This window comes from Micromonospora sp. CNZ322, from assembly GCF_007827755.1.
In genome coordinates this window covers 828647-851653 of record NZ_VITD01000001.1, presented here as the reverse complement: position 1 = coordinate 851653, position 23007 = coordinate 828647, and the positions used below count along the sequence as shown (strand labels likewise).

At 71.8% G+C, this 23007-nt stretch carries 29 protein-coding genes and 1 pseudogene; 18 read left to right on the top strand and 12 right to left on the bottom strand.

Going from position 1 to position 23007, the window contains the following annotated elements; all coding sequences use genetic code 11:
* The first annotated feature begins 27 nt into the window (after window positions 1-27).
* A complete protein-coding gene (locus tag FB453_RS03950; RefSeq protein WP_145787521.1) occupies window positions 28-933 on the top strand; it encodes an SDR family oxidoreductase in 906 nt (301 codons plus the stop codon).
* Between the two features lie 75 nt (window positions 934-1008).
* On the opposite strand, the gene FB453_RS03945 is transcribed toward FB453_RS03950, so the two are convergent.
* The gene (locus FB453_RS03945; RefSeq protein ID WP_112581673.1) at window positions 1009-1548 is read right to left on the bottom strand and encodes a DUF4190 domain-containing protein; all 540 of its coding nucleotides are present in this window, start codon (window positions 1546-1548) and stop codon (window positions 1009-1011) included.
* 177 nt (window positions 1549-1725) lie between these two features.
* Here FB453_RS03945 and FB453_RS03940 point away from each other — a divergent pair, with 177 nt between their 5' ends.
* The gene (locus FB453_RS03940; RefSeq protein ID WP_145787519.1) at window positions 1726-2922 is read left to right on the top strand and encodes an acyl-CoA dehydrogenase family protein; all 1197 of its coding nucleotides are present in this window, start codon (window positions 1726-1728) and stop codon (window positions 2920-2922) included.
* Window positions 2923-2942: 20 nt separating this feature from the next.
* Here FB453_RS03940 and FB453_RS03935 read toward each other — a convergent pair whose 3' ends face one another.
* Window positions 2943-3350, bottom strand: a complete 408-nt coding sequence (locus FB453_RS03935; protein WP_145787516.1) for a CoA-binding protein — start codon at window positions 3348-3350, stop codon at window positions 2943-2945.
* Between the two features lie 19 nt (window positions 3351-3369).
* On the bottom strand, window positions 3370-4416 hold the full coding sequence (locus FB453_RS03930; RefSeq protein ID WP_145787514.1) for an Rv2578c family radical SAM protein: 1047 nt from the start codon (window positions 4414-4416) through the stop codon (window positions 3370-3372).
* Between the two features lie 93 nt (window positions 4417-4509).
* Here FB453_RS03930 and FB453_RS03925 point away from each other — a divergent pair, with 93 nt between their 5' ends.
* Window positions 4510-4929: a thiol-disulfide oxidoreductase DCC family protein gene (locus FB453_RS03925; protein ID WP_145787871.1), complete on the top strand. Its 420-nt coding sequence runs from the start codon at window positions 4510-4512 to the stop codon at window positions 4927-4929.
* On the opposite strand, the gene FB453_RS03920 is transcribed toward FB453_RS03925, so the two are convergent.
* From FB453_RS03920 to trxA, 3 genes are all read right to left on the bottom strand, one after another.
* The gene (locus FB453_RS03920) at window positions 4893-5864 is read right to left on the bottom strand and encodes an HTTM domain-containing protein (protein ID WP_112725961.1); all 972 of its coding nucleotides are present in this window, start codon (window positions 5862-5864) and stop codon (window positions 4893-4895) included. The genes FB453_RS03925 and FB453_RS03920 overlap by 37 nt on opposite strands.
* Window positions 5861-6301 carry a hypothetical protein gene (locus FB453_RS03915; RefSeq protein WP_091394742.1) on the bottom strand — a complete coding sequence of 147 codons (441 nt, stop codon included), beginning with the start codon at window positions 6299-6301 and terminating at the stop codon, window positions 5861-5863. Before FB453_RS03915 ends, FB453_RS03920 begins: the two co-directional genes overlap by 4 nt.
* Before the next feature lie 154 nt (window positions 6302-6455).
* Window positions 6456-6818 (bottom strand): thioredoxin, encoded by a 363-nt coding sequence (gene trxA / locus FB453_RS03910; protein ID WP_074316526.1) that lies wholly within the window; start codon window positions 6816-6818, stop codon window positions 6456-6458.
* Between the two features lie 548 nt (window positions 6819-7366).
* On the opposite strand from trxA, the gene FB453_RS03905 reads away from it, so the two are divergent.
* The 11 genes from FB453_RS03905 to FB453_RS03860 all read left to right on the top strand — a co-directional run bounded on the left by FB453_RS03905 (window position 7367) and on the right by FB453_RS03860 (window position 15790).
* A complete protein-coding gene (locus FB453_RS03905) occupies window positions 7367-7882 on the top strand; it encodes a MaoC family dehydratase (protein ID WP_030486570.1) in 516 nt (171 codons plus the stop codon).
* Between the two features lie 91 nt (window positions 7883-7973).
* The gene (locus FB453_RS03900; protein ID WP_181549199.1) at window positions 7974-8510 is read left to right on the top strand and encodes a hypothetical protein; all 537 of its coding nucleotides are present in this window, start codon (window positions 7974-7976) and stop codon (window positions 8508-8510) included.
* Between the two features lie 51 nt (window positions 8511-8561).
* Complete coding sequence (locus tag FB453_RS03895; RefSeq protein ID WP_145787869.1) at window positions 8562-9185, top strand: TrmH family RNA methyltransferase; 624 nt, start codon at window positions 8562-8564, stop codon at window positions 9183-9185.
* Between the two features lie 10 nt (window positions 9186-9195).
* A complete protein-coding gene (locus tag FB453_RS03890; protein WP_373861357.1) occupies window positions 9196-9942 on the top strand; it encodes a DUF6758 family protein in 747 nt (248 codons plus the stop codon).
* A gap of 116 nt (window positions 9943-10058) precedes the next feature.
* Window positions 10059-10217 (top strand): hypothetical protein, encoded by a 159-nt coding sequence (locus FB453_RS34005; RefSeq protein ID WP_007455302.1) that lies wholly within the window; start codon window positions 10059-10061, stop codon window positions 10215-10217.
* A 6-nt stretch (window positions 10218-10223) separates the two neighbouring features.
* Window positions 10224-11099, top strand: a complete 876-nt coding sequence (locus tag FB453_RS03885) for a PH domain-containing protein (RefSeq protein WP_088951386.1) — start codon at window positions 10224-10226, stop codon at window positions 11097-11099.
* Between the two features lie 103 nt (window positions 11100-11202).
* Entirely contained in the window at window positions 11203-11985 is a 783-nt protein-coding gene (locus FB453_RS03880; RefSeq protein WP_486480144.1) for a SigE family RNA polymerase sigma factor, read from the top strand.
* A complete protein-coding gene (locus tag FB453_RS03875) occupies window positions 11982-13244 on the top strand; it encodes a hypothetical protein (protein ID WP_186718052.1) in 1263 nt (420 codons plus the stop codon). The genes FB453_RS03880 and FB453_RS03875 overlap by 4 nt, the downstream gene beginning before the upstream one ends.
* A gap of 53 nt (window positions 13245-13297) precedes the next feature.
* Window positions 13298-14170, top strand: a complete 873-nt coding sequence (locus tag FB453_RS03870) for a PHP domain-containing protein (protein ID WP_145787509.1) — start codon at window positions 13298-13300, stop codon at window positions 14168-14170.
* A gap of 41 nt (window positions 14171-14211) precedes the next feature.
* Window positions 14212-14826 (top strand): MarC family protein, encoded by a 615-nt coding sequence (locus tag FB453_RS03865; RefSeq protein WP_091394729.1) that lies wholly within the window; start codon window positions 14212-14214, stop codon window positions 14824-14826.
* Between the two features lie 13 nt (window positions 14827-14839).
* The gene (locus FB453_RS03860; protein WP_486480143.1) at window positions 14840-15790 is read left to right on the top strand and encodes a RecB family exonuclease; all 951 of its coding nucleotides are present in this window, start codon (window positions 14840-14842) and stop codon (window positions 15788-15790) included.
* 20 nt (window positions 15791-15810) lie between these two features.
* Here FB453_RS03860 and FB453_RS03855 read toward each other — a convergent pair whose 3' ends face one another.
* Both FB453_RS03855 and FB453_RS03850 read right to left on the bottom strand, forming a co-directional pair.
* A complete protein-coding gene (locus tag FB453_RS03855) occupies window positions 15811-16674 on the bottom strand; it encodes an oxygenase MpaB family protein (protein ID WP_145787505.1) in 864 nt (287 codons plus the stop codon).
* A 60-nt stretch (window positions 16675-16734) separates the two neighbouring features.
* The gene (locus FB453_RS03850) at window positions 16735-17163 is read right to left on the bottom strand and encodes a Fur family transcriptional regulator (RefSeq protein WP_112581661.1); all 429 of its coding nucleotides are present in this window, start codon (window positions 17161-17163) and stop codon (window positions 16735-16737) included.
* A 201-nt stretch (window positions 17164-17364) separates the two neighbouring features.
* Here FB453_RS03850 and FB453_RS03845 point away from each other — a divergent pair, with 201 nt between their 5' ends.
* Complete coding sequence (locus FB453_RS03845; RefSeq protein ID WP_091397283.1) at window positions 17365-17847, top strand: DUF2231 domain-containing protein; 483 nt, start codon at window positions 17365-17367, stop codon at window positions 17845-17847.
* 35 nt (window positions 17848-17882) lie between these two features.
* Here the strand turns inward: FB453_RS03845 and FB453_RS03840 are convergent, their stop codons facing one another.
* Window positions 17883-18389 carry a hypothetical protein gene (locus tag FB453_RS03840; RefSeq protein WP_145787503.1) on the bottom strand — a complete coding sequence of 169 codons (507 nt, stop codon included), beginning with the start codon at window positions 18387-18389 and terminating at the stop codon, window positions 17883-17885.
* Window positions 18390-18531: 142 nt separating this feature from the next.
* Between FB453_RS03840 and FB453_RS03835 the strand changes: the two genes are divergently transcribed.
* Window positions 18532-18714, top strand: a complete 183-nt coding sequence (locus FB453_RS03835) for a hypothetical protein (protein WP_145787501.1) — start codon at window positions 18532-18534, stop codon at window positions 18712-18714.
* 119 nt (window positions 18715-18833) lie between these two features.
* Here FB453_RS03835 and FB453_RS03830 read toward each other — a convergent pair whose 3' ends face one another.
* Complete coding sequence (locus FB453_RS03830; protein WP_145787499.1) at window positions 18834-19067, bottom strand: hypothetical protein; 234 nt, start codon at window positions 19065-19067, stop codon at window positions 18834-18836.
* 332 nt (window positions 19068-19399) lie between these two features.
* On the opposite strand from FB453_RS03830, the gene FB453_RS34775 reads away from it, so the two are divergent.
* Window positions 19400-19669, top strand: coding sequence for a hypothetical protein (locus FB453_RS34775; RefSeq protein ID WP_486480161.1), 270 nt, complete (start codon window positions 19400-19402; stop codon window positions 19667-19669).
* 14 nt (window positions 19670-19683) lie between these two features.
* Here FB453_RS34775 and FB453_RS34770 read toward each other — a convergent pair.
* A pseudogene (locus FB453_RS34770) lies at window positions 19684-19890 on the bottom strand (FmdB family zinc ribbon protein); the annotation flags it as partial.
* Entirely contained in the window at window positions 19887-20564 is a 678-nt protein-coding gene (locus FB453_RS03820) for a 5-formyltetrahydrofolate cyclo-ligase (protein ID WP_145787494.1), read from the bottom strand. The gene FB453_RS03820 and the pseudogene FB453_RS34770, both read right to left, overlap by 4 nt.
* A gap of 85 nt (window positions 20565-20649) precedes the next feature.
* Here FB453_RS03820 and FB453_RS03815 point away from each other — a divergent pair, with 85 nt between their 5' ends.
* Window positions 20650-23004 carry a diguanylate cyclase gene (locus FB453_RS03815; protein WP_186718024.1) on the top strand — a complete coding sequence of 785 codons (2355 nt, stop codon included), beginning with the start codon at window positions 20650-20652 and terminating at the stop codon, window positions 23002-23004.
* The last annotated feature ends 3 nt before the right edge of the window (window positions 23005-23007 follow it).

Genomic DNA, 23007 nt, shown 5'->3' with positions numbered 1-23007 from the left:
CCGGTCGTAACGGGCAGGATCCCTGACATGGCATACGACGCGCGCGCCGCGGACCGCTCCGGCAGTCGACCCCGACGGGACGTCAGCCGCCCGGGTGCGGCCCGGCGCGCCCGGACGGCCGCCCCGGCGGGTAGCCCCGGTCCCGACGAGCCGGTCTCGCTCACCGACCCGGTCACCATGCGCCTCGACGGGCGGGTCGCCCTGGTCACCGGGGCCGGCAGCCCGGACGGCATCGGTTACGCCACCGCCCGGCGACTCGCCGACCTGGGCGCGCGGGTGGCCATCGTCTCCACCACCCGACGCATCCACGAGCGGGCGACAGAGCTGGGGGTGACCGGCTTCGTCGCGGACCTGACCGACGAGTCCGAGGTCGGCGCGCTGGCCGATGCGGTCGCCGAGCAGTTGGGCGACGTCGAGGTGCTTGTCAACAACGCCGGCCTGGCCAGTCGGGCCAGCCAGGGGGTGCTGCGGCCGGTAGCGCAGCTGACCTACGACGAGTGGCGCGGTGAGATCGACCGCAACCTTTCCACCGCATTCCTGTGCAGCCGGGCGTTCATCGGGGGGATGGCCGAGCGGGGTTGGGGTCGGATCGTCAACCTGGCGGCCACGGCCGGCCCGGTCAACGCCCTGCCCACCGAGGCGGCGTACGCCGCGGCGAAGGCCGGGGTCGTCGGGCTGACCCGGGCCCTGGCCATGGAGATGATCGCCGACGGGGTGACCGTCAACGCGGTGGCACCCGGCACCATCTACACCGCGGCGTCCACCATGGCCGAGATCAAGCAGGGGCTGGGCACCCCGGTGGGGCGACCGGGCACACCGGACGAGGTCGCCGCGGCGATCAGCTTCCTCTGCTCGCCGGCCGCCTCGTACATCACCGGGCAGATGCTTGTGGTGGACGGCGGCAACAGCGTCCGCGAGGCCCGCTTCCGCTGACCGCGCCGGCCGGCACCGGGCAGCGTCCGCGAGGCCCGCTTCCGCTGACCGCGCCGGCCGGCACCGGGCCGTTCGTCAGTAGCCGCCGCTGTCGCCGGTGTTGCTGAAGGCCACCAGCGCCAGCCAACCACAGCAGGCCAGCACGGTGAGCCCGGTGAAGACGTAGCCAAGGATCAGCCCCCAGGTCGCGAGCTGGTCGCCCTCCTCGCCGCTGGTGCGGATCTGCCGCTTGGCCACGTGGCCGAGGACGGCGCCGGCCGGCGGAAAGACGAAGGCGAACACCAGCGACAGGATCGCCAGCACGTTGGTGCCCCGACCCGGCCCAGACGGCGGTGGGCCGTACTGACCGTAGGGGCCCTGCGGGGGGTACGGCGGTTGCTGGCTCCAGTGCGCCGACTGCTGCGGCCCCTGGTGGCCGTACGGCGACGGTTCGCCCGCCGGTGGCCCGTACGGTGAGCGTTCCGCTGGCAGCTCGTACGCCGGCTGGTCCGGCTGCGGCGCGTACGGCGACTGACCGGCCGGCGGTGGCGCGTACGGCGACTGGTCCTTCGGTGGCTCGTAGGGTGACGGCGGCGGCTCGTCCTCGGGCGGTCCCGACGGCGGCGGGTAGCTCACAGCTGTCCTCCTCCTGCCGGTGCCGGAAAAGTCCCTCTTGCCGGACGCTACCCGCAGCGGTGAACCTTTTCACAGCGGTTGTGTGGACTGGTCACCTTGGCCTCGTCGACCCGAGGGGCCGATACTGACCCAGCGTTCAGTTACCCATGAGTAGTGCGCGGATCCCCGGAGGCTGAGATGGCCCGACTCGCCCAGACGCCCGGCCTGACCGATGTGCAACAGTCGATCCTGGAGACCGTTCGGGACTTCGCCGACAAGGAGATCATCCCGCACGCCCAGCGGTTGGAGCACGCCGACGAGTACCCCACCGACATCCTCGACGGCATGCGCGAGATGGGGCTGTTCGGCCTCACCATCGACGAGGAGTACGGCGGCCTCGGTGAATCGCTGCTCACCTACGCGCTGGTGGTGGAGCAACTGTCCCGGGGCTGGATGTCGATCTCCGGCATCGTCAACACCCACTTCATCGTGGCGTACCTGATCTCCCAGCACGGCTCCCCCGAGCAGAAGGCCCGGCTGCTGCCGAAGATGGCCACCGGCGAGGTGCGCGGAGCGTTCTCCATGTCCGAGCCCGAGACCGGCTCCGACGTCTCGGCGATCAAGTCCCGGGCCGTCCGGGACGGCGACCGCTACGTGCTCAACGGGCAGAAGATGTGGCTCACCAACGGCGCCTACTCCTCGGTGGTGGCCACCCTGGTCAAGACCGACACCGGCGCGGAGTCCGTCTACGGCAACATGAGCACCTTCCTGCTGGAGAAGGAGCCGGGCTTCGGCGAGACCGCCCCCGGCCTCACCATCCCCGGCAAGATCGAGAAGATGGGTTACAAGGGCGTCGAGACCACCGAGATGGTGCTCGACGGCGTGACCGTGCCGGACTCCGCGATCCTCGGCGGCGCCGACCAGGTGGGCCGCGGCTTCTACCAGATGATGGACGGCATCGAGGTGGGCCGGGTCAACGTGGCCGCTCGTGCCTGCGGCATCTCCATCCGCGCCTTCGAGTTGGCCGTGAGCTACGCCCAGCAGCGCAAGACCTTCGGTCAACCCCTCGCCAAGCACCAGGCGATCGCCTTCAAGCTCGCCGAGATGGGCACGAAGATTGAGGCCGCGCACGCCCTCATGGTCAACGCCGCCCGCCTCAAGGACGCCGGCCAGCGCAACGACGTGGAGGCCGGGATGGCCAAGCTGCTCGCCTCGGAATACTGCGCCGAGGTCGTCCAGGAGGCGTTCCGAATCCACGGCGGCTACGGCTACTCCAAGGAGTACGAGATCGAGCGGCTGATGCGGGAGGCCCCGTTCCTGCTCATCGGCGAGGGCACCTCAGAGATCCAGAAGACGATCATCTCCCGAGGTCTCCTCAAGGAATACAAGCTCTGACCCGCCCCGCCCCGCGAGGGTCAGGTCAGGCGGGTCAGGTTGGCGGCGGCGCGTTCGACGATGAGGCAGCGGTCCTCGACGTAGTCCATGCCGGCCTCCTCGGCGATCCGCCGCGCCTCGGCCGAGACGATGCCCAGTTGCAGCCAGACCGCGGGGGCGCCGATCGCCGCCGCGTCCCGGACCACCTGCACGGCGTCGGCCGCCGGTCGGAACACGTCCACTAGGTCGACGGGGTGCGGAATGTCGGCGAGGCTCTTGTAGGCCCGTTCCCCGAACAGTTCGTCGACCGTCGGGTTGACCGGGATGATGCGCCAGCCGTACTGCTGCATCTGCAACGGCACGCCGTGCGCGGCCTTGAGCGGGTCGCGGGACGCGCCCACGACGGCGATCACGGCGGAGTTGGCGAGGATCTGCTGAGCGGTACGCACCCGCCGACTGTAGCTCCGACTACAACAGCGTCAGCTGCTCGGCCGCCACCGGGTGCGGCGGCTCGGGCAGGCTGCGGTTGTCCCCCCGATCCCCGCGGTGCAGCCCGTGCCGGCGGGCGGCGATCCGCACCCGCGCGGTCAACTCCCGCTGGTACGCCTGCGGGGCGTACGCACCGGCCCGGTAGAGCTCGCGGTAGCGGGGCACGAGGTGCGGGTGCTCGCGGGCGAGCCAGTGCGCGTACCACTCCCGGGCGCCGGGACGCAGGTGCAGGGGCAGGGCGGTCACGCTCGTCGCACCGGCGGCGGCGATCGCCGAGACGGTGGCGTCGATCGACTCATCGCTGTCGCTGAGGCCGGGCAGGATCGGGGCCATCAGCACGCCGACGGAGAAGCCGGCGTCGGCGAGCGCCCGGACGGCGTCGAGCCGGCGGCGTGGGTGCGGCGTGCCGGGCTCGACGGTGCGCCAGAGGTGCTCGTCGACGAACCCCACCGAGAAGGAGATGCCCACCGTGGTCACCTCGGCGGCCTCGCGCAGCAGCGGCAGGTCGCGCAGGATCAGCGTGCCCTTGGTGAGGATCGAGAACGGGTTGGCGAAGTCGCGCAGGGCACCGATGATCTGCGGCATCAGCCGGTAACGACCCTCGGCGCGCTGGTAGCAGTCCACGTTGGTGCCCATCGCCACGTGCGCGCCCCGCCAGCGCGGCGCGGCCAACTCCCGCCGGACCAGCTCACCGGCGTTGACCTTGACGATCACCTTCCGGTCGAAGTCCGCGCCGGCGTCAAGATCAAGATAGGTGTGAGTATTTCTCGCGAAACAGTAAGTGCAGGCATGGGAGCAGCCTCGGTACGGGTTGATCGTCCACTCGAACGGGACGCGGGACTGCCCGGGAACCCGGTTGAGGATGGACTTGGCCTGCACCTCGTAGAAGGTCATCCCGGCGAACTCGGGGGTGTCGAAGGTGCGGGCGACGGCGCCGGGCAGCGCCAGCGGCAGGGGTGGCGTCGCTGGCGCTGCCCGCTCGGGGTCTCCCTCGACCGGGGGAGCGGTGAGGTTGTCCCAGCGCATGGGCACTATTCGAACACGTGTACGAGGTGAGCGCAAGTGACCCGCCGTACACCGGTGGGCGTCCGGGTGGTCGGAGAGGGGAGGATGGACGCCATGGAGACGTCGACCTTCGTCTACGACGGGGACTGCGCGTTCTGCACGAGCTGTGCGGAGTTCATCGAGCGCCGCATCCCCACCGCCGCGCGGGTGGTGCCCTGGCAGTTCGCCGACCTGGACGCGCTCGGCCTCACCGTGGCCGAGTGCGAGGAGGCCGTGCAGTGGGTCGGCGCGGACGGCTCCCGCGCGGCCGGTCCGGACGCCATCGCCAAGCTGCTCGCCGCGAGTGGTCCGCTCTGGCGGATCGCCGGCGCCGGCCTGCGGATTCCTCCGGTACGCGTCGCGGCCTGGCCGTTGTACCGCTGGGTGGCGCGCAACCGGCACCGGCTTCCCGGTGGCACGGCGACCTGCTCCCTGCCCCAGGAGGCCCGGGAGCGGCTCTACGGCCCGACCGGTCGCCCGACCACCGGGGCCTGATCGTCGAGCGCCGGCCCCGCGCCGGCTGTCACTGGGCCCTGGTCGGCCGGCACCGGGTCGACCTCGGCCGGGCGCGGTTGCGGGGCATCCGTCGTCGCCGCCTCGGAAGGGCTGCGGCCGATCAGTCGGCGTGCCCAGACCAACGGGCGCACCCGCTCCAGCGGTAGGAAGCTGGTCATCGCGGCCAGGTGCGGCGCGAACGAGATCGTGATGGTCGCGATGGTGACCGCGTGGAACGAGTAGAAGAAGCCGACCATGGCGAGTCGCCAGCGGGGTGGCAGCAGGAAGACCATCGGGCTCAGCAGCTCGAACGCCACGATGCCGAACTGGGCGACGATCAGCAGGTACGGCACCTGGGCGATGAGGTCCGCCAGGTCGGTGCCGCGCCGGATGATCGCGCGGGCCAGGACCGAGCCGGTCAGCCAGTCCAGCCCGCCGAAGCGCAGCTTGGCGAAGGCGGCCAGGAAGTACGTGCAGATCACCGCGATCTGGGTGACGCGTAGCGCCCAGCCGCCGGCCTCGGTGCGGGTGGTGTCGCCGTGTCGGGCGCGACCGGCGGTGGGCAGTACGGCCAGTGCGACGAGCAGCCCGAACCGGTCGTGGTCGACCTTCCCGTAGCTCATCGCGATGATCATCCACTCCAGGTACAGCGCGCACACCGCCCAGCCGAGCAGCCGGGGTGCTCGTCCGGTGGCGGCGAGAAGGGCGAGCAGCAGCAACGCCCAGAAGATCACCGTCACCAGCGTCTCGGTTGGCGTCGGCAGTGGGAGAAGGCGGCCGATCAGGAGTGGCTGGTACAGGTCGCCGGGCACGCTGACCCGGGTGCGTACCCAGGGGGTGAAGATCACCAGATCGGCGGCGACGAAGAGGTAGATCAGGGTGCGGAAGGCGGCCACCCGGCCCCGGGGTACGGCCTCGGTCAGCCAGCGGTTCATCGGGTGGCCTGCCAGCGGACGACGGTCTGGTCGGTGTGTTGGCCGGTCGGTCGGCCGGCGCGGATGCCGTGCCAGCGGATGACGATGCGGACCTCGACCAGCGCGGGGGCGTCCGGGTGGCGTTCGGCGTACGCGTCGGCGACCTCGGTGAGCAGCGTCGGGTCGGCGGCGTATCGGGCCTGCTGACCTTCGATCTCGGCGCGGCGGATGCCTGTCGCGTTCTGGTCGAGGTCGACCACCGCCCCGGAGCTGTTCACCCCCTCGACGCGGGTGTCGGGTGCGGGTGCGTTCGGCGGGTTGGAGGTGGAGTACATCCGGAACGGGCCGAACGGGAAGTCGTCGTCGCTGCCCCAGAAGGTGCCGACGACGAGCAGGACGAGGCCCAGTGCGGTCGCGCCCAGCCGGGTCACGCGCCCGCGGGTGGTCAGGTTCTCCATCGGGTCGTGACGATACGGGATGTACCGACGGCCTCGGGTCCCTCCGACGGCCAGTTCGGCCTGACCAGGCAGGTGATCATGCGGGAGTGGTTGGGGGTACGACGAAGGCCGGGCCCGCATCGGGCCCGGCCTCGCGTGTCGTCGTGGGGACGACTCAGTGCTTGTGCTCGGCCAGCTGCTTGCGGACGTCGTCCATGTCCAGCGCCTCGACCTGCTCGATCAGGTTCTCCAGCGCGGACTCGGGAAGGGCACCCGGCTGGGCGAAGACGATGACGCCGTCACGGATCGCCATGATCGTCGGGATCGAGCGAATGTCGAACTTCGCGCCCAGCTCCTGCTGAGCTTCCGTGTCGACCTTGCCGAAGACGATGTTCTGGTGCTTCTCCGAGGAGCGCTCGTAGACCGGGGCGAACCGCTTGCACGGACCACACCAGTCGGCCCAGAAGTCGACCAGGACGATGCCGTCGTTGCCGGTCACCTCGTCGAAGTTCGCCGAGGTCAGCTCAACGGTTGCCATTGCACTCTCCGATCACCGCGGTTTATCTACGTCCCGTAGAACCAGGGCTGACCGTATCGAATTCCCGGGCGGTGGGGTGCGAAACGTGCCCGGGGCTGCCGGGGGGTGCTCCTGGTCATCGATGAGCGTCTGTTCACACCCGACCTGCGGAACGCAAGTGCATGACGCACTTGCGTGACCTGCGGTAATGGGAGCGTTTCCAGGGAGATCCACGCGATTGAGCACTACGAATCGGTAACTTGGGCCTTGACAAGGAGGTATCCGGCCTGCGGAGATCGCTGATCAACCTCCGGTTCGTCACGCTCAGTAGTGTTACAAAAAGATAAATGTGACCGCGATCTCTGTTGAACCTACGCAGGCGTAGGGCAGAATTCCTCACATCAGAGCGTGGGCGGCGGGTGCCGGGGAGGGCCCCGCCGCTCATTGCGTCTCCCCCCAGGCGAGTGACCGGTGTGACATTTCCGCCGCCGTCGCGCCCCGCCGGTCGCCTTAACCATCGGTAAGGCATGCTGTGCCGAACTCCATCGCCGCCCGTCGAAGGGACCAGCATGCAGTTCGGTCGCTACTACGAGGAGTTCGAGGTCGGCGCGGTCTACCGGCACTGGCCGGGCAAGACCGTCACCGAGTACGACGACCACCTCTTCTGCCTGCTCACCATGAACCACCACCCGCTGCACATGGACGCGCACTACGCCGCAACGGCGAGCCAGTTCAAGCGCAACGTCGTGGTCGGCAACTACATCTACTCGCTGCTGCTCGGCATGTCCGTGCCCGATGTGAGTGGCAAGGCGATCGCCAACCTGGAAGTCGAGTCGCTGCGGCACGTCGCGCCGACCTTCCACGGCGACACCATCTACGGCGAGACCACGGTGCTGGACAAGCGCGAGTCCGGCTCGAAGCCCGACCGGGGCGTGGTGTCGGTGGAGACTCGCGGCTACAACCAGGACGGCACGATGGTCTGCGTCTTCCGGCGCAAGGTCATGGTCCCCAAACGGGAGTACGCGGCCGCCGCGGTGCCCGACGGGGTGGACCCGGAGCGGCCCAGCTTCCCCGAGCCGCGCTGACCGTCGCGGCGGGCTGGACCGTCGACGAACACCGGGCTCCTTCCCTCCGCGGGTCTGCGGGGGAAGGGGCTCTGTGCCCGTCGCGGGGCATATGCTGACGCCGGAGGTTCCGATGAGCCACTCCGTAGCGGGAGAGCCGTCCTCTGCCGGCCGCCGAGCCGCACCGTTGACCACCGCTGTCTACTCCGCCGCCGAGTGGGATCTGCTCACCGGCCTGCCCGGTCGGGTTCTCGTCGCCGCCGCGGCAGCCGGTCCTGGCCGGACGGAGCGTGGCGTGATGGCCGGCCTGGCCGGCCTGGATGCCGTGGCCGCGGGCCGAGCCTCCGACAGCGACCTGGTCCGCGCGGTGGTCGCCACGATCTACGCCCGCCACGACGGCACTCCGCAACCCGCTGAGCGGCTCACCGACCTGGTGGACCTGCTGGCCGCCTGTCGGGCGGCGAGCCGGGTCCTCCGGCGGCGAGCCGACCCCGCCGACTCGGCCGCGTACCGGCAGTGGGTGCAGTCGGTCGCGGCCCGGGTCTGTCGCGCGGTGCCCGGCGCCGGCGCACGCCGGGCGGACCCACCTGCCAGCCCGGCGGACCGGCGCTTCCTGGACCGGCTCGGTGCCGCCCTCGACCTGGGCTGACCGGCAGGCCGTCGCGGCGGGCGCCGACGCGGTCCGTACCCTCTGATGACCGTGACCGACGACCAGCTTGAGGTGGGCGTGGGCCCCTGGCCGGGGGACCCACCGGACGACCCCCGTTACGACAGTCAACTGCTGGCGGAGGGGGACCGGCGCAACGTCGTCGACCGCTACCGCTACTGGCGGCACGAGGCGATCGTCGCCGACCTGGACCGGCACCGGCACGGCTTCCACGTCGCGATCGAGAACTGGCAGCACGACTTCAACATCGGCACTGTGGTGCGCAACGCCAACGCGTTCAACGCCGCCGAAGTGCACATCGTCGGACGGCGACGGTGGAACCGGCGCGGCGCGATGGTGACCGATCGGTACCAGCACGTACGACACCACGAGACGATCGAGGAGTTCGTCGCCTGGGCGGCCGACCGGCAGCTGCCGGTGTTCGGCATCGACAACCTGCCCGGGTCGCGTCCGCTGGAGACCGGCACCCTGCCGCGGGACTGCGTGCTGCTGTTCGGTCAGGAGGGGCCCGGCCTCTCCGCGCCGGCCCGTGCCGCCTGCGACCAGCTCTACTCCATCGCCCAGTACGGCTCGACGAGGTCGATCAACGCGGGCGTGGCCAGCGGAATCGCCATGCACGCCTGGATCCGCGCGCACGCCGGTTCGCCACCGGACTGACCCCCGTACGGTGCCGAATCGGACGTTCCGGCTTGACGTGCCGGCGGTCCGGGGAGACGGTGGGGATGTGAGTGTCGCGGTGAGTTGTCCGAGATGCGGGGGCCCGGTAAGGGCGCCGGATCTGATGAACACCGACTCGAGGTGTGTGCGCTGCGGCCCGGTGCCGCCGTTGCACGTGCCCGAGCACATCGGAGCGGACATCGTGGCGAGCGTGGTGGAACGGATCACCGCGACCGGCGATCCGCCGGTGACGCCGTTGTGGTGCCCGTGGCCGCTGCCGCCCGGTTGGACACTCACCGGCGTGGCGTACGCCGGGGACGACCGGACGGGCGTGCGGGCGACAGTGGTGGCCTGCGCGGGCCCGGCACCGCTCGGTGGTGGTCCGGCCGATCTGGTCTTCGTGGCCGAGGAACCCGGTGTCGGCCTGGGCACCCGGCTCGCCGGTCTGACCGGCCCGGATCCGGGACCGGAGTTGGTGGACGCGTTGACCGACCCGGGGTCGGGTCACCCTGACCACGTCGGACAGGCGAAGATCAAGGTCGGCGGGCACCCTACTCCACTGTGGTTGGTGAATTCACCAACGGATCGAAGCGCGTACGCCGGCGAGGCTCGGGGAATGTGGCTCCATGCGATAGCCTGGCCGGCGAGTGCGGGTCACCTGCTCGCGGAAGACGTCGTGCTACACGACCTGACCGAGTGGACTCCGCCCGAACTCGTGTACGGCGCACCGTCCCCGTATCTACCTGGTAGAGCTTGACAACTCTTCCGGATTGACGGAGAACGGACGCAGATATTCACTGTACGACACCACACTGATACTCTGGGTGCCGCTGCGGTAATGGGACCCGGCGCCGCGCGAGAGGATGGCCCGCCATGGTCAAGAAGGTCCTCACCTGGGCCGGAATCGCATTCTTGATCTTCTTCGTCGCCTACCGGCCAAACTCTGCGGCGGACGTGTTCAAGTCGCTCGGCGGCGGGATCATGGATATCGCCCAGGGGTTTGGCGACTTCTTCACCAGCCTCGTCGCCTAGCCGCCGATGGGCAGCCCCTCCGGTCCACCCTTCGACCCGGACGACCCCGACCGGGAACGTCGCGAGCGAGACACCGAGCCGATCCCGCGGATCGGGCCTGATGACGGCCCGGGCTACGGGGCCGGTCCCGGCCTGTCCGACGGTCCGTCCCTTTCGGACGACGTCGGCTATGGCGACGGGCCCGGCTATGCCGGTCAGGGTCGTTCCGGTCGGGGGTGGATCCGTGATCCGGAGGCCAGCTACCAGCCACCGCAGATCTCCGAGGACGAGCTGGCCGGGTTGCGCGCCGACGCGACCGGCTCGACCCCTCGGCGGGTGCTGCCCCTGGAAGACGAGCCCAGTTCGCTGGTGGCTCGCTACCTCTTCCCCACCGAGCGCTACCGGGGCGAGTGGAAGCGACACTGGATCCACCTCACCAACCCGCTGTTGATCGGCGTCGCAGCGACCTTCGTGCTCGGCTACCTCTCCGGCTTCCTCGCCGGCCAGGACGTCGGCGCGTTGACCACCATCGCCGTGCTGCTGTGGTTCGCGGTCATGGGCTGGGTGGCGTGGAAGGTCGCCGACTGGTGGTACGACCGGTTCATCCTGACGAACAAGCGGGTCATGGTGGTCAACGGCATCGTCACCCGCAAGGTGGCGATGATGCCGCTGGTCCGGGTCACCGACATGAAGTACGAGCAGACTCCGACCGGCCGAGCGCTCAACTACGGCACCTTCGTGCTGGAGTCCGCCGGCCAGGAGCAGGCGCTCCGCGAGATCAAGAACCTGCCCAACCCGAACGAGCTCTACCTGCGCGTCGTCGAGGAGATGTACGAGCCTCAGGCCGTCGAGGCGCGGCTCGGCAAGGAGGCCGACGAGGCCAAGGCCGACGACGGGGCGTGAAGGTTTTCGACCGAACATCGGAGCAAGTGCGCACCTTTCGTCATGGACCAGAGCGCCGCTGACGTGGCACTCTGCCAGGACGGCAGGGGTGTGGAGGTGGGCGGTGGCGAGCAAGGACTCGTTGGAGGAGCAGTTCCGCGAGTTCGTCGCGGCCCGCTCCGCCGCGCTCCTACGCACCGCTTATCTGCTCACCGGCGACTGGGCCACGGCCGAGGATCTGCTCCAGACGGCGCTGACCAAGACCTACCTCGCGTGGAAGCGGCTCGGCGGAATCGAGGCGGTCGAGCCGTACGCCCGGCGTGTGATGGTCAACACGTCGACCAGTTGGTGGCGGCGGCGCTGGCACGGCGAACGCCCGACCGAGGTCCTGCCCGAACGGGCCGGCGTCGACGAGATCGAGCAGCAACTTGACCGTGACCTGCTCTGGCGGCACCTCCGGGAGTTGCCCAACCGGCAGCGAGCAGTGCTGGTGCTGCGCTACTACGAGGACATGTCGGAGGCGCAGACCGCCGCGATGCTGGACATCTCACCGGGCACGGTGAAAAGCCAGGCGTCCCGGGCGCTCGCCACGCTCCGTCGGCGACTGGGAGCGGACGCACCGGAGCTCGCAGCCGCCGCCGGCATCGCCGGCCGGTCGGTCGCTGCCGCCGGTGCAGGGGCCGCGACCGGTGCCGCCGGCCGGACGACGGGCTCGGGTTCCCGGACCGGGCGAGTCCCGGCCACCGGTGCCGCTGCCACACCCCGTCCCGAACGGGCGGCTGGCCGACCCGTGCCCCGCCCGGCCGCTCCCCGCGCCGCCGTGCCGCGTGCGATCAGCCAGCAGGTCGTACTGCCCACCGCCCCGGCGGCCGTGCCCGTCGGCACGGGCTCCGGGGAACAGCAGTGAGTCAGTTCCCGGGCGGGCGCGACAACCTGACGGACGGCCCGCAGCGTTCATACCAGGTGCGGCCTGACGAGCTGGAAGGTGCGGTGCGGGAGACACTCTCGCACCAGGTCGCCGTTGCCCGCCCACTGAGCGTCGATCCGGCCGGCCAGGCCATCCGCCGCGCGAACCGGATCCGGCGTCGACGCAACGCCGCCGGCCTCGCCCTCGCGGCGGTCACCACAGTGCTGCTCAGCGCCGGCATGGCCCAGCTCGGTGCCGAGACCAGGCGGGACGGCTCACCCATCGTCGTGATCGGCGACCCGGGCCCGACCAACCGGCCGCTCCCGACGGCCAGCGTTCCCGGCTCGGCCACCTCGCCCAAGACGTCGACCTCCCTCCTCTTCAGTGAGACGCTGGTCAACGCCGACGGACGGCGGCTGGTGCTGCCCGACGTGGGGCCGGCCGAACACGTCCAGCCGCTGCCCAGCGGCGGCGGTTGGCTGGTGGTCGGCGCGCCGAGCACCGCAGGACGCTCCCTGTGGGTGGTGCAGGACGACGGCCTGGTGCAGGTGCTGCTGGCCGGTGCCGGCGCGATCGTCCTGGCCCCGGACAGCCTCCAGGTCGCCTGGCGCGACGGGGACGATCTCCTGGTGGCGGGCGTGGTCGGCACCCAACTCATCGGGGCGGTGCGCACCCCGGTGCCGGCGGCGGCGGAGCCCGTCCGGTTCGTCGCTGACAGCGTGCTGGTCCGGCTCGACCCGGCCAGCGCCGGTCACACCCTCTGGCGGCCCGGTGCGGGGCCATTGCCCGAGGCCATCGACCAGAAGAGCCTCAACGTGTACGGGCGGCTGCCCGACGGGCGGCTCGTCGGGCAGGTCACCACGACCGAGCCGGGCCGGACCTGCCTCGCCATCCTCGCCCCGACACGTCGCCTGGACCCGGTACGCACCGGCTGCGGTCCAGACCTGAGCCGGGACGGCGTCGGCGGGGTCTCGCCGGACGGGCGTTGGCTGCTGGTCAACGGTGGGAGCGGCACCGCCGGTCGGTCCCTGCTGGTCGACCTGCAGCGGCTCGGGCCGGCGGCGACCGCCGTTGCGGCCGGGCCGCCGATGACCGGGGCGGTCGTGTGGAGCGACGGGACCCAGGCCTCCTACCTCGACGGCACGGGCGAGCTGGTCCGGGTCGACGTCGGCCAGGTGCGGGCGGGAAAGCCGGCCAGCCCCGCTGCGGTGCCCGGCGTGCCAGCCGGAGAGCGGCCGATCCTGGTGCAGGGCTTCTGACCCCGGGTGGCCCATGTGAGCCGGGCTCGCTGTTTCCTCGGTAACGTCGGGCGGTGACCTCGCGTACCGGCTCCGCCCCCCGGATCGACCTGCACGCCCACTCGACAGCCAGCGACGGCACGCTGACCCCGGCCGGGCTGGTCGGCGCGGCCTTCGACGCCGGGCTGGACGTGCTGGCGATCACCGACCACGACACCACGGCCGGCTGGGCGCCGGCCGTGGGCGCGCTGCCGCCAGGTCTGCGTCTGATCCGGGGTGCCGAGTTGTCGTGTCGCTGGTCCGGTGCGCAGCCGGCGGTGCCACTGCACCTGCTCGCGTACCTGTTCGATCCGGACCACCCGGAGCTGGTGGCCGAGCTGGCGCGGGTCCGAGCCGCCCGGGAGGAGCGCGGCGAACGGATGGTCGGCCTCCTGCGGGCTGACGGCATCGACGTGAACTGGCCGGACATCCTGGCCGGCGCGGGTGGCGGCACCGTGGGACGGCCGCACATCGCGCAGGCACTCATCCGCGCCGGCCTGGTCGACAGCGTCCGGGAGGCGTTCGGCCCGGACTGGCTGGGCGAGCGGTACCGGCTGCCCAAGGAGGACATCGACGTGTTCCGGGCCGTTCGACTGGTCCGGGAGGCCGGAGGCGTGCCGGTCTTCGCCCACCCGCGCGCCACCCGGCGTGGCCGGGTGGTGCCCGACGAGCTGATCGCCGAGCTGGCCGCCGCCGGGCTCGCCGGGCTGGAAACGGACCACGAGGACCACAGCCCGGCCGAACGGGAACACGTGCGGGCGCTCGCCGCCGAGCTGGGTCTGCTCGTCACCGGCTCCTCGGATTTTCACGGCACCCACAAGACCGTCCAGCTCGGCGCTTTCAGCACCAGCGTCGAGGCGTACGAGCGGATCGTCGCCGAGGGGGTGACCGAGGTCGCTTCGGGCTGATCCGGGTATTTCGCCCATCGCGGCGCGGCTAGGTTGATCACGTGGATCTGAAGCTGTTCGGCGAGGTTTTCGTGACCCTGCTGGTGATCACCGACCCGCCGGGCATGATGCCGATCTTCCTGGCGCTGACCGGCCCGCTGCCCGCCCGCGACCGTAACCGGGCAGCCTGGCAGGCCGTCGCGTTGGCGCTCGGCGTCATCGTGATCTTCGCGGTGGCGGGGCAGACCCTGCTCGACTACCTGCACGTGGACCTGCCGGCGTTGCAGGCGGCCGGTGGGCTCCTGCTCGTGCTCGTCGCCCTGGAACTGCTGACCGGCAAGGCCGACGACCCGAGCCAGCAGGTCACCTCCAACATCGCGCTGGTGCCGCTGGGCACGCCGTTGCTGGCCGGCCCGGGCGCCATCGTGGCCACCATGCTCTTCGTCCAGCAGGCCGACGGGCTGGGAGAGTTCAGCGCCATCGCCGTGGCGATCCTCGCCGTGATGGTCGCCGTCTGGATCGTCCTGCGCTTCTCCGGCGGCATCGTGAAGATCCTCCGGCCGGGCGGGATCGAGGTGCTGACCCGGATCGCCGGCCTGCTGCTGGCCGCTATCGCCGTGCAGCTCATCGCCGACGCGGTGGCCGCCTTCGTCACGCAGTACGTGAACATGGCCTGACGGCACGCGCGCGATGTCGGAGGTGGATGGCAGGATCGCAGGCGTGCGACGATCCTCATCAGCGGGGCGGCCGGCCGCCGGCGGCCGGGCCCCGCGACAGCGCGCCGGCGACGCCGAGCAGCTCGGCTTCGAGGGCATGCCGGAGCGGCTGTTCGTCTGCACCCCGAGCAAGCTCGGCACGTACGCGGACTGCCCGCGTCGCTACCGCTACTCCTACGTCGACCGGCCCGCCCCACCCAAGGGCCCCCCGTGGGCGCACAACTCGCTCGGCGCCAGCGTGCACACCGCCCTGAAGAACTGGTATGCGCTGCCCGCCGACCGGCGGCGTCCCGAGGCGCTGGCCACGCTGCTCAAGGGCACCTGGGTCCGCGAGGGCTACCGCGATGATGAGCAGGAGCGGGCCGCCTACCGGCGGGCGTTGGGATGGCTGGAGGCGTACGTCGAGACGCTGGAGCCGGATTCCGACCCGCTCGGCGTGGAGCGGGTGGTGGCGGTCAAGACCGCGGTGTTGGCGTTCAACGGTCGCGCCGACCGCATCGACTCGCGGCCCGGCCCCGAGGGGCCGGAGCTGGTCATCGTCGACTACAAGACCGGCCGCACCGGGCTGGACACCGACGACGCCCGGGGCTCGCAGGCGCTGGCGCTCTACGCGTACGCCGCCGAGCGTGTGTTCCGTCGGCCGTGCCGCCGGGTGGAGCTGCACCACCTGCCGACCGGCACGGTCGCCGGCCACGACCACACCGTCGAGTCGCTGGCCCGACAACTGACCCGCGCGGAAGAGACAGCCCGCGACATCATGGCCGCCGAGCGGGCAGTCGCCGACGGTGCCGACGCGGACGAGGCTTTCCCGGTGGCGCCCAGCCCGCGCTGTGGCTGGTGCGACTTCCGGCGGCACTGCCCGACGGGCGCGCAGGCCCCGGGCAAGGAGCCGTGGGCGGCCATGGACCGGCCCGCCGCCGGCTGATCCCGCTGCCGAGGGTCGGGTCAACCGGCCAGCGAGGCGTCGGCTTGCCGGGCGGCCCGCTCCTTGGCTGCCTGTATCAACGGCCCCTCCAGATAGCGGCGGGGGACGGCGGCGAACGCGAGCCGCAGCGCGCGCACGGTCAGGTCCGCCGACAGCGCGGTGGTCGGTAGACCGAGACCTCCGTACATCCGGCGTGCCCACGTCGGCAGCAGCGCGAACGCGGTGCTGGCGATCCCCAGGTACGCCCAACGTGGCGGGCCCAGCGTCAGTCCCAACCGGACCGGCAGGCTGAGCTTCCACGGCAGCGGCGGGGCGGTGAGGAACACCGCTGTCTCGGCGGCCTCCCGGGTCATCCGCAACTGTGGCCGTACTGCCTCGTAGTAGTCCGCGACCTCGGCGGCGGTCCCCGGGACGGTGGCCGGGTCCAGGCCGACCAGGGCGGCGGCGCGGCGCTGCTCGGTGTAGTAGCCGTCCACCTCGTCGTCGGTCAGCGGCAGCCCGGCGCGTCGGGCCGTGCTCAGGAACGACTCGACCTCGGTCACGTGCACCCAGCGCAGCAGGTCTGGTTCGTCGATCCGGAACTGCTCACCGGTGAGCGTGTCGGTCGCCCGCAGCCGGTCGTGCAGGCGGCGCAGCCGGGCCCCGGCGGCCTCCGCCTCGGCGGTGGTCCCGTAGACGGTGGTCGCCACGTAGGTCGCGGTGCGGACCAGCCGGCCCCAGGCGTCGGTGCGGTAGTTGCTGTTCTGCGCGACCCCGGCCATGGCCCGGGGGTGCAACGCCTGGAGGTAGAGCGAGCGCAGGCCGGCGACGATCAGGATCGGCTCCTCGTGCACCTTCCACGTGACCGAACCCGGACCGAAAAGGCCGAGGTCATCGGAGTCCACCGCTCAAGAGTGCCACGGTGGGGCCGACCTCGCCGGTCACGTGCCAACCGGTGCCGCTGATCAGACGTCGGCGGAGCGGCGGGCCCGACAGCCCGGGCAGAGACCCCAGAAGGTCACTTCGGCCTCGTCCACCTCGAACCCGTGCGCGCTGTTCGGCTCCAGGCACGGGGCGCTGCCCACCGCGCAGTCGATGTCGGCGATCTCGCCGCAGCCCCGGCAGACCACGTGGTGGTGATTGTCGCCCACCCGTGCCTCATAGCGGGCGGGACTGCCCGCCGGCTCGATCCGGCGTGACAGCCCGGCCCGGGACAGCGCGCCCAGCACGTCGTAGACCGCCTGGGTGGAGACCGAGTCGAGGCGTTCGCGAACCCGCCGGGTGATCTCGTCGACCTCCAGGTGGCCGCCGCCGGCCAGCACGTCGAGCACCGCGAGGCGTGGCCGCGTGACACGCAGGCCCCTCGACCGCAGCAGCTCCTCGGCACCGGACATTGGCCAATGACAACACGCCCGACCCACATCGACAACCGTCGCCCGCTCCGGGTGGCCACCGACACAGCCAGGCAAGATCGGGAGTACGGCCCAGAGGATGAACCCGATCGACGCGGCGCACGTGTCACCGGTCGAGAGCCTGGGGACGATCGGCGGACCATAGGCTGACCACCCCTGACCATGATCCACCTGGAGGGTCCGATGTTCGAGGAGATCCTGGGTCTACCGGTGCACGTCCTGGTAATCCACGCGGTCGTCGTGTTCGTGCCGCTGCTGGCGGTGCTGGCCATCGCGTACGTGGGACTACCGCGGTGGCGGCACCGGCTGGACTGGGCCCTGGGCCTCCTCGCCGTGGCCGCGCCGGTGACCGCCTACGTCGCGGTCAAGTCGGGTGAGGCGCTCACCGACGCGCTGGTGGCCCGGGGCTTCCAGGGGCCGATCCTCGATCAGATCTTCGAGCACTCCCGCTACGGTGACATCCTGTTACGCGTCGTGGTGCCGCTCGGGATCGTGGCCATCCTGCTGCTCGTGGCGACGAGTGGGCACCCCCGGGTGCCGCAGCTGCCCGCGCTGGTCATCCCGGTGCTGGCGGTAGCGGCCGTGGGGCTTTCCATTGCCGCCCTGGTCTACGTCTACCTGACCGGTCACTCGGGTGCCGAGACGGTTTGGGGCACCACCCTCTGAGCTGCTGCTCACTGCTGCTGCCCGGGGGGTGGGCATCAGAAGATGACTCGCGAGCAGAGCAGACAGAGCAGTACCAGGAGCACCACCCCGGCCGCGGCGCCGAAGCCGTAGGTGACCCGCTGCGAGCGCTGCTCGGCTGCGTCCAGGTCGGCCATGTCCTGAGGTGGCAGCTGTCGCGGCGGCGCCGGCTGCAGATGTACGGGTGGACGCCAACCCGCCGGCGGCGGCACGCTCGGCGGCGGGCCGGAGTACCCGCCGGTTGTACCTTCCGCCGGCGGTGGACCGGTCGGCCCGGCCGGCGGCGGGCCGGCGTTCCCGCTGGGATGATGCCCCGTCGATGCTGGGCTGCCCTGCTCGTTCTGCGGGAGGTTGGTGGGCCCGGTAGGTGGTGAGTTGCTGGGCTCGCTTGTCGGTGGGTTGGTGGGCCCGGTCGGTGGTGTAAGCGCGGGCGCGGCGGGAGGTTGGTCCGCCACCGTGTCGTCACCGGTGTCGGGCCGTCGCCAGTAGTCGTCCGGGGTGCTGCCACCGCTGGGGGTCGTCACGCCGTCCGACGCTACCAACGCCACCGGCGGCTCGGTCGCTTCTGGCCGGCGAGCCCAGATTCGGCGGTCTGGCCGGCTCTGGCCGGCATGCCCACCGCCGATGGCCCGGTCCACCGCCGTGGCTGCGCTAGTCTTGCCGCTCGTGAGCACCGAGGACCCCGGCACGCACGGCGCACCTGGAGACGATGACCGCGCCGTCGACCTGAGCGAAGACTTCGTGGTGCTGCCCGAGCAGACCACTGACGACACCGACCGTGGTTGGGGCGAGCGGTCCGGCGGCAACGACGACTGGCTGCTCGCGGAACGCCCCCCGCACTGGGACTGACCCCCGGTGGCTCGGCCGGCCCCCACGATGTCTATCCGGCAGCCGCCCGTGCGATGACGGGGCAGGACGGCTTCGAAGCGGAATCTGCCCTGTCGTGGTCGTGCTCCCCGCTGAACGGGTCAGCCCCGGGCCCCCGCTGACGGCGGTGGAGTCTGTGGTGGCGGGGTTCGGTCTGCCACCGATGGTGCGTCGGTGGGCACGGCGGCCGGCGGGCATCCGGCCGGGGTGTGCAGGACTGCGGCGGCCAGGCCGAGCAGCGCGGCGACCAGACCGGCCCGGAGCAGGGTGCGCCCGCCGGGCGAAGTGAGCTGGCGCAGTGGGCGCAACGCCCTCGCGGAATCCGGATCGACCATCGCCTCTGCCGCCTCCCGTCCCCGAGCGCCGCAGTGGCACCCGCTCACGGGAGGCTAGGCAGTTCCGGCCGCCTCGGCCGACCCACGACCGACGCCTGTGGACAACCGCACGGCCTGTGGAAAACGCGCATCCGTCGGCGCGGTTTGCTATGGCAGCCGCCTTGATCGACTCGAAATCAAGGAATCCGGGCGGTCAGAGCCGCGGGGACAGGCCGACTTCCGGGAACCCGAGTGGATCAAGACGCAACCGGCGGGCCGGTCGGGTCGTGGGAAGTCGGGTCGTCGGCACCGCGAGGAGGGGCCGACCTCCCGAGTTGATCGAGGCCCGACCCGTGACGGGTCGGGCCTTCGGCGATCAGGACGTGGAACTTGCCGCCGCCGCCTTGCCGCCGCCCGATCCACCCGAGGACGACCCGGAAGACGACCCCGAGGAGGACGACGAGCCCGAGGACGACCCGGACGAGGACGAGGACCCCGAAGAGGACGACGAGGACGACGAGGACGACGAGCTGTCACCGGAGAAGGACTCGGACTTCGCCGGCTTGGTGGCCGTGCCGCCGGCGGTCGTCTCGGAACCGGAAGCCCGGGAGTCGGTGCGGTAGAAGCCCGAACCCTTGAAGACAATGCCGACCGAGTTGAAGACCTTGCGCAGCCGCCCCTGACACGCCGGGCACTCGGTCAACGGCTCGTCAGAGAAGGACTGCACCGCCTCGAGCTGCTGACCGCACGTGGTGCAGGCGTACTGGTACGTGGGCACGTTCTCCTCCGGATCTGGGCTCAGCCAGTTGGCACTCGACCTATTCGAGTGCCAATGGTGCGTCATTCGGCCCGGGTTCGTCCAGCGGACGTGTGGGGCGCGACACCGCGCGCCGCACCCGGGCCGCCGTCAAGCGTACGCACCCCGTCGGCGGGAGTGACGACTGCGCGCACCCGACGGTCGTGGGGCTCTGCCGGCAGCGCCTCGACCAGCTCACCATCGTGCAGCGGCACCACCGTCACGGCCGCCTCGGGTACTCGGGCGAGTGCGCGGTCGTACGAGCCGCCGCCGCGCCCGAGCCGCCGACCGTGGCGGTCGACCGCGAGAGCCGGTACGACAACGAGTTCCGCGTGCGCCACGGCGGTCACCCCGAGGCGGGCACCGACCGGTTCTCGGATACCCCGTCCCGCCGCGATCAAGGCATCCGGCCCGGTATAAGTCGCCCAGTCCAGATCCAGGTCGGCGAGGAGCACCGGCAGCAGCAACTCGGCGTCCGCCGGCAGCGCCGCCCGCAGCACCTCGGGCAGGTCGGCGCCGCCCGGTTCGGAGCCGACCGGCACGTACGCCGTCATCCGGTGCGGGCGCAGCCGGCGTACCAGTGCTACCAGCTCGGCCTGCACGCGCCCGGCGGCGGCTGCCCGGGTGGCGGCGGGCAGCGACCGGCGGCGAGCGAGCAGCTCGACGCGGGCGTCCCGCTTCGCCATCCGGGTCACTTCCGCTTCATCAGAAAATTCCGGCACGCAACACTCCTGACGCAACACCTCTCCCACGGTTGCACTGTGTCAGCATCGCAAGCAACGGAGGCGGAACTTCCGGGGGGACCGAGTGACGCTACGCGGGCGGTTGACGGCAGCCTTCCTCGTGGTGGTGCTCGGGCCGGTCCTGCTCGGCGCGCTCTTCGTCGCCTCCACCCTCGCGGCGGTCGACCGCAGCCGCTCCACCGAGCGCCTGGCGGTGGCGGCGTCCACCGTTCGTACCTCGGTCGACGCGCTCTGCCAGCAGCTACGTGCCACCGCCGACGCGGTGGCGCTCACCGCCGATCCGGCCGTCGCCGCCGCGCAACTGGTCGGCCGGGGCCTGGCCGCCGCGGTGCTGGTCACCGACGTGGCCGGCCAGGTCACCTACCTATCGCCCGGTGCGCCGTCGACCCCGTGGCAGGACTGCGCCGGCTCGACCGAGGCCGCGAACGGGGGCTCGAACCCAGGCTCGGCCGGCCCGGTCCGTGCGCTGGCGGCCCAGGTCGACCTGCACGACCGCGCCGGCACCCGGCTGGGCACTGTGACCGCCGCGCAACTGGTCGACCCGGCCTTCGTGGCCCGGCTGGCGGCGGTGACCGGGGTGGCGGTCACCCTGCTCGACAGTGGGGCGAGCGCCGCGCGGGTCACCCACACGACCGAGTCCCGTGACGTCCGCGACGCGGTGCTGGCCGCGGCCGTCGGCGTCCGGGGCGAGCAGGTCACCGAGACCAACGAGGGCCGGTACGTGCGCAGGCTCCGGCCCTCCGACGCGCAGCCGCTGCCACTGGTGCTCTCCGTGCCCAGTGAACGGCCACCGGGGCTGCACGCCACGCTTCTCGGGGTGGTCGTGCTGGCCGGGCTGCTCGCGGTGCTGACCGCCTGGCGGCTGGCCCGGGTGACCACCCGGCCGCTGGCGGAGCTGGCCGGTGCTGTCGACCGGGTGGCCCAGGGTGACCTGACCGCGCGGGTGCCGGTACGCAGTCGCGACGAGTTGGGACGGTTGGCCGCCGCGTTCAACCGGATGACCCGGGAGACCGGCTCCTACGTCGCGGCGTTGACCAGCAACCGGGATCAGCTGCGCGGGCATCTCGCGGTGCTCGGCGACACGCTGGCCAGCACGCACGACCTGCAACGCATCCTGCGGGTGATCCTGCGCAGTGCCATCGGGGCGACCGGCGCGCGTGCCGGTGCCGTACTGCTGGTGGAGACCGGCGGGGTGCTCGTCGCGCAGTGCACCGAGGGGTTGGACGGGCGCTGGCCGGCCGAGGAGGCGGACGGGTCGCAGACGCTCCGGGTGCCGGTCGGCGTCGGCGTGGTCGGTGAGGTCGCGGCCACCGGGGAACCGCAGCGGGGCAGGGCGGAGCCGACCGAGGCACCAACGGGCGAGCCACGCTGCCGCACCTACGTCGCGGTTCCGTTCGCCGCCCCGGCCGGCGGTGCCACGGCCACTATCGGCGGACCCTCCGGGTCGGTCGACGAGGCGGACGCGGCGGCCGCGCTCGGTGTGCTGGCTCTCTACGACCGGCTGGGCGCCGACGAGTTCGACGACGACGACCTGGCCACCCTGCGCACCTTCGCCGGTCATGCGGCCGTCGCGGTGGACAACGTCCGGGTGCACGAGGAGGCGCAGCGGCTCTCCCTCACCGACCCGCTCACCGGGCTGTGGAACTACCGCTACCTGCGCGAGTCAATCCGGCGGGAGGTGGAACGGGCCAGCCGCTTCGGGCGGATGCTCAGCGTCCTCGCATTGGACCTGGACCGGTTCAAGGACGTCAACGACACCTACGGGCACGCCGCGGGGGACACCGTCCTGGCCGAGTTCGCCCGGCGGGTGCGCGGGGAGATCCGTGAGGTCGACCTGGCCTTCCGCCAGGGTGGTGAGGAGTTCGTGCTGCTGCTGCCGGAGACCGACGCGCGGGGCGCGGCGATCGTGGCCGAGCGGCTCGGCGCGGCGGTGCGCGACACGCCCATCGCCGTCGAGGCGTACGCCGGCCCGGTCCTCGTGACCGTGTCGGTGGGCATCGCCGTCTTCCCGGATCACGGCAGCACCGGGCGGGAGGTGCTGGAGGCCGCCGACGACGCGCTCTACGCGGCCAAGGCGGCGGGCCGCGACACGTACCGGGTCGCCGAGGTGCGCTCGGATCTGCCGACCCGGGAAATTCCGGTGCTCGCGTGTGCGGTGAGCCCACCCGACGGGCTGCCGCGCGCAGGCAAGCCGGTGCAGGCCAGCCGGGAGCCGGGCGGGCCCGCCCGGTCCGACCCGGCGGTGGGCGTACCGGAATCATCGCTGGCGGGCCCGGCGCACGCCCGACCGGATTCGGCCGACGACACGCCGGACAGCGCGACGGGCGCGGCGCGGGCCGGCCCGGACGCGGCGCGGCCGGGGCCGGGTGGCGGCGCGTCTTCTGGGCCACACCCGCCGCGGCAGACCCGTGGCCGATAGTCT